Genomic DNA, 4,543 nt, shown 5'->3' with positions numbered 1-4,543 from the left:
GCTTCGATACGCAGTTCGGCCATGTCGTGCACTTCGCGCTGGCGTTGCAGGCGTTTGACGTGGGCGTTCTCCGGGTACCGGGCGACCACGTCATCGGTCAGCGCGTCCATCTGCCGCCACTCCTGCAGATCCATGGCGGCGCGGGCCTGGGCGACTTCCAGCTCACGGTTACGCGGGGTCGTGGTCTCGACTTCCTTGAGCAGGCTTTCAGAACGTCGCGGCCATTGCCGGGCCTGGTACAGATCAGCCTGGGCCAGTCGCAACCCGATGTTGCCGGGGCCTTGATTGACCAGGGTCGCCAGACGCGTCTCGGCGGTGGGCAGGTCGGCGCCATATGTGCCGGCCTGAGCGGCGAGTTGTTGTGCGTCCATCCATTCGTCATTGGGGTTGCCGATGGGCAGCCCCTTGAGCTCGACGCGTGGTTGCTGGGATTTGGCCAGGTCTTCGGCCAGGGCACGGGCCTCTTCGGATTTTTCACTTTCCAGCAGTGCGTAGTAGAGCGCGGTGCTGTCTTCGAAGCGGTCCGCCGGATCGGCATCAGGTGCCGTCAGTACCCGGCGGTACAGATCGACGGCAATCTCCGGTTCACGCTGCTCCAGATAGGAGGACGCCACCCAGCGCAAGGCATAAGTGGGAATGGCAACCCCTTCGGCGAGCAGCCTTTGGTATTCAGCAATCACTTCAGCTCGTCGAGCACGGGCGTTCAGGGCGCCGATGCGGTCGATGCGCCAGCGCAGTACATCGTCATGAGCCTCGGCCACCGGAGTCCAGGTGGCGAGCAGCTTGTCGTAATCGGCCAGGGCGCGGTCTGCGATAACGAAGCGATCCTTCTCGCTGCGGCTGGCCATGTCCGCCAGGCGCACCCGTTCAGCCGCAACATCGCCCTCCAGTCGCCGCTGCACGCCCTGATCGATCAACCCGGGTTGCAGACGAGCCAGGCGCAAGGCCGGCTCAGGCAAGCGGGCACGTTGCAACGCAATGATGTATTCGCGGGCGACCTCGAGATTGTTGCCGGCGCGGGTAAAGGCCTGGTCGTATTCGAACAGCGCCTCGTGTGGACTGTTGGCACGGGTCAGGGCATAACCCAAGGCCAGTCGACGCGTCGGGTCCTCAGGTTTGGCTGCGACCATAGTCCTGGCACGACTGACTGCTTCGTCGGGTTTACCGGCGTCGGCCTGGGTCAAGGCCAGACCCAGTTGCAGATGGGGATTCTGAGGTTCGACGATTAAAGCCTGGCGATAGAGCGCGGTGGCCGAGTCCCAACGTTTGAGATTGCGATAGGCACGTGCCGTTGCAGTCAGCGCCGCAACGGGCAGGTCGCGATAGCGGCCTTGGGCTTCATAGACTTTCACCACCTCGGCATCGAAACCGGCCCAGCTGGCAATCTGCAGATGGTCACTGATTTGCGCGGTGCTGGCCTGATCGGCCGGGACCTGGCGCAAGGCGGTCAATGCAGGCGTGTAATGGCCGGCGCGAGCGTCATGCACCATCTGGTCATAGGCGGTATCGGCAAACGCCAGCACCGGCCAGCACAATTGGCTGCACAGCGCGAGGCGAAACAACGGGCGCAAACCACATTGAATAAAGGGACCCACAGTACGCGGCATTCGTCAGCATCCTTACATGGCCAGCCGGGTCGCAGTGCCCCCTTGCCCATCAAACAGGAAGCCGGATCAAAGGAATCCAGCCAAGCTCTAATGGACCTAGTTTTGCACTCTGGAGCGGGTCGTTTTCCAAAACGCCATAATTCTTCAGAATCGATGCAGATTTTCGCGGGCAAAAAAAACCGGCCTGTGCGCAATGCACAGGCCGGGCTTTGGATGTTGCTCCAGTCGATTACTGGATGGTTACGCCGCCACCCAACTTGTTCATCACAAACGCGGTGAATTGTTCGACTGTCATCTTCTGACCGTTGAAATCAACTTGATTGTTGGCGTAGTGCAGCTTGGTGACCACATCGTTGCCTTCAAGCGTTGCCAGCTCTGTGCCCACCGCCATCGCGCTGAACATATCGCTGGTGGCAGTGGCCTGATCGGCGATCAACTTGGCGTCGGTCTGGCCTTCCATTTGCGCCTGCACGGTCAACAGATCAACCAGCATCGGCTTGGAGACTTTCAAATTGAAATCCAGCAAGGCGAGCAACTGACGCCCCAGTTGATCGGGCGGCAGGTCCATGGATTGCGGCTTGGTAAGGTCGATGACCAGCGTCGCGCGGCTTTCGCCATTGGCTGTAGTGAACGACAGATTTTCCAGTGCCACTTGCGGGCCGCCGGCCAGGAGTTTTTCCAGGTCGGCCTTGACCTGCGCCTCCTCAGCCTCGCTCAGCACCAGCTCTGGCGCTGGCTCACCGGCTGCTGCCGCTTCAGCCGCCGCCTGCTCGTAGGGTTGCAGCTTGGTTTGATAGACCTGCATGAGCGACATGGTGGCCGGGATGTCCAGGTTCTTCAGGCTGACCGCCATCTGCGCAGAACCGATAGCCTTATCGTTGAAGGACAACTCACCGACCTTGTAATCAGCACGCCCCGATGCGCTGGTGCCATTTTCGGTGCTGTTGTTCTTCATTTCGAAGTTCTTCAGGCCCAAGACCGACTTCTGCTCACCAAAAGTAGTCTTGCTGTTGCTGAGCATCAAAACGTTATCACCCATGTAATAACCATAAGTGCTCTTGCTCAGGTTGCTGGCGAGCGTCAGGCCGTTGAGCTCGACTTGCACCGGCGTCTGGTCTTCAGCAACAGTGGTCAGCTTGAAGCTGTCCATATAACCGTCAGCCTTGATTTTCTCTGCCTGGGCGCTGGAGGCCAGGTCGATCTTCAGACCAGAGAAACTGAGCTGGGACTGTTCATCCAGCTTGGTGTCCAGGGGCAGCAACTCGAACGTGCCGTGGGTCGACTGGTCGTAGCCCAAGTTGACCACACCTTTGAGCGGCGACTTGTCCTTGGCAGCGACGAACCATTTCTCGGTCAACGGCGTGCGTTCAAGTTCGGTGTGGCTGGTAGCCATGACCGGCAACCATTTGAGCGTCATCAGGCGCGAGAACGGCAGCGGGCCATGTTCGATGTTGTCGACGAACAGCAATTCAACCGGTTCATCACCAAACATCTCGCCTTCACCTTTGAGGCGATAATGGGCGGTGCTGCTGAAAGTCCCACGGTCCAATGACACCAGCTCGATCGAAGCCGTGCCATTTGACCCGGCCAGGGCCGTTTGCATTTGCTTGTTGCTGTCGGCAATGGCGGTTTGCAGCACTCCTTCGAGTTTCGTTCCGGTGTACCAGGCGCCACCCGCGCTGATTGCACCGACGACCACAACGATTCCCAGAAGTACGCTTGCTGATTTATTCATGAGTGATCCGATCATATCCATGGTTGAAAAAGCCGTCGTCTTCCCTGACACCGCTAAGGGTGTGGCTCGACGCCGCGAAGTGGAGGGAGATTACCATCAGGCATGCCAGCGGGCCCAATGTTTAAAGGGGGGAAGCGTTTTCTTGAGAGAGGGTCTACGAATATTGAACTTCAATCTCATCGAGTTGATGGTCGAACGTCTTCAGCCGTGCCGTCCAGGTGTACACCAACACTTCGAAATCACGATTGATCACCGTCGCGCCCGATGAGTCCGCGCGAGGATCGCAGAAGTCCAGTTGATAGCGCTCCCGCGCCATAGCGTTAGCGACGTCGCAGAGCTCACGAGCGTTGTTCAGCCAATGCCAGTCGTCTTCGGCGACCTGTTTGTCCAATGCCGCACATTGGGTCTTCAAGGCCTCGAGACTTTTTTCCAATGGAGTACCGGTGAGTTCACCCATGACTTCCTGAAATGTGCGGCCAGGCTGCCAGTAACTGCCCCAGAAGTAACGATCGAAGACCGTTTCGACCCGGCGTAATGCAACCTTGGTATCCCAGATCAGCACCAGAGTCTTACCCTGCTCAAGATGCTTTTTTTTGATGCGTTGCCCTTGGAGCGATGCCCAGGCCACGATTGCGATGGATATCACACCGATCAGCGCAGCCGCGCTATCGAGGAAGATCAGTGCTTTGTCGATCTGGTGAGTCAGCATGACGCCATAGAAATAAGTGGCCGAAAGCAACACCAACGCTGCGAGGGCGCACCAGAAGCCAGGAGCATAAGGGTTTTTCATTATTGGAATCCCCATGACCAGTGACGTCGCGGGCCATTTTTCAGATGCCCCGACTATCACAGCATAGCAATGGCCACAGGGTTTGCCGTGTGTGGCCAGCAATCATGAGGGGCGATCCGATTACCGGCCCAAAACGACAGAACCCCTGTCTGCATCAGCAGACAGGGGTTCTGGGAATTCAATCTTGACGATGACCTACTCTCACATGGGGAAACCCCACACTACCATCGGCGATGCATCGTTTCACTACTGAGTTCGGGATGGGATCAGGTGGTTCCAATGCTCTATGGTCGTCAAGAAATTCTGTGACCGGCCCGTTCAACAGCAACGTGCCAGCGAAAATCGATAACTTCTACTAAAACAAAACCCCTACCTGCGTCAGCAGATAGGGGTTTCGGAATTTAATCTTGA

3 protein-coding genes and 1 rRNA gene are annotated in these 4,543 nt (G+C 57.9%); all 4 read right to left on the bottom strand.

Annotation, left to right across the window (positions count from 1 at the left end; translation table 11 throughout):
- Positions 1-1,607: poly-beta-1,6 N-acetyl-D-glucosamine export porin PgaA (gene pgaA, locus GSM73_RS02890; protein ID WP_256676666.1), on the bottom strand; the 1,607-nt coding region annotated here is incomplete at its 3' end.
- A 229-nt stretch (positions 1,608-1,836) separates the two neighbouring features.
- Positions 1,837-3,342, bottom strand: a complete 1,506-nt coding sequence (locus GSM73_RS02885) for a YdgA family protein (protein ID WP_047230326.1) — start codon at positions 3,340-3,342, stop codon at positions 1,837-1,839.
- Positions 3,343-3,496: 154 nt separating this feature from the next.
- The gene (locus GSM73_RS02880; protein WP_047230327.1) at positions 3,497-4,132 is read right to left on the bottom strand and encodes a hypothetical protein; all 636 of its coding nucleotides are present in this window, start codon (positions 4,130-4,132) and stop codon (positions 3,497-3,499) included.
- Between the two features lie 182 nt (positions 4,133-4,314).
- Positions 4,315-4,430 (bottom strand): 5S ribosomal RNA (gene rrf, locus GSM73_RS02875).
- Between the last annotated feature and the right edge of the window lie 113 nt (positions 4,431-4,543).

This window comes from Pseudomonas sp. PICF6, assembly GCF_009831705.1.
In the GTDB taxonomy this organism is placed as follows: Bacteria; Pseudomonadota; Gammaproteobacteria; order Pseudomonadales; family Pseudomonadaceae; genus Aquipseudomonas; species Aquipseudomonas rhizophila.
This window is presented reverse-complemented; position numbering and strand designations above follow the sequence as displayed.

Excerpts from the sequence above, each read along its gene's own strand:
- GSM73_RS02885 (WP_047230326.1), bottom strand. The coding sequence starts at position 3,342 with ATGAATAAATCAGCAAGCGTACTTCTGGGAATCGTTGTGGTCGTCGGT.
- GSM73_RS02880 (WP_047230327.1), bottom strand. The coding sequence starts at position 4,132 with ATGAAAAACCCTTATGCTCCTGGCTTCTGGTGCGCCCTCGCAGCGTTG.